The sequence below is a fragment of the Actinomadura montaniterrae genome (assembly GCF_008923365.1).
Classification (GTDB): domain Bacteria; phylum Actinomycetota; class Actinomycetes; order Streptosporangiales; family Streptosporangiaceae; genus Spirillospora; species Spirillospora montaniterrae.
On record NZ_WBMR01000503.1, the window covers coordinates 1 to 607 of the forward strand.

General features: G+C 60.3%; 2 rRNA genes. Both read right to left on the reverse strand.

The window, feature by feature from the left end:
- A 23S ribosomal RNA gene (locus tag F9B16_RS50535) occupies window positions 1-85 on the reverse strand; the annotation flags it as partial.
- A 426-nt stretch (window positions 86-511) separates the two neighbouring features.
- Window positions 512-607 (reverse strand): 16S ribosomal RNA (locus tag F9B16_RS50540); the annotation flags it as partial.

Genomic DNA, 607 nt, shown 5'->3' on the forward strand with positions numbered 1-607 from the left:
CTCCCCGAGGCATATCGCAGGCTCCCACGTCCTTCATCGGCTCCTGATGCCAAGGCATCCACCGTATGCCCTTAAAAACTTGAACACACAAAACGATCAAAACAAATCGCAGAGACGAAACCCCACACCCCAGCCTCCCCGAAGGAAGACGAAGAGCGAGGTTTCATCAGAGATGCTCGCGTCCACTGTGCAGTTCTCAAAAAACAACCGGGCCAACCAGAACCGCACCACCATGACGGTGATGCGGTTACAGGTCCCGCAGTCCGAGGTCACCGGGCAAAGCCCGTTTCCTCAGGACCCAACAGCGTGTCCAACCTGCCAGCCGCCCGGAACTCACCGTTCCCACTCCCCGAGTCACCCCGGGGCGGTACTTGCCGAGCCGCACGGCCAGCAGACTGAATAACCAGTGCTCCACATCTATGAGCAGCCACCCGACGAACATTCGCCGCCGATGATGGCCACCGACCCGAGCTCTCCACAAGAGCAGCCCGAGCCAGTTGGTGCTCCTTAGAAAGGAGGTGATCCAGCCGCACCTTCCGGTACGGCTACCTTGTTACGACTTCGTCCCAATCGCCGGCCCCACCTTCGACCGCTCCCCCCACAAGGG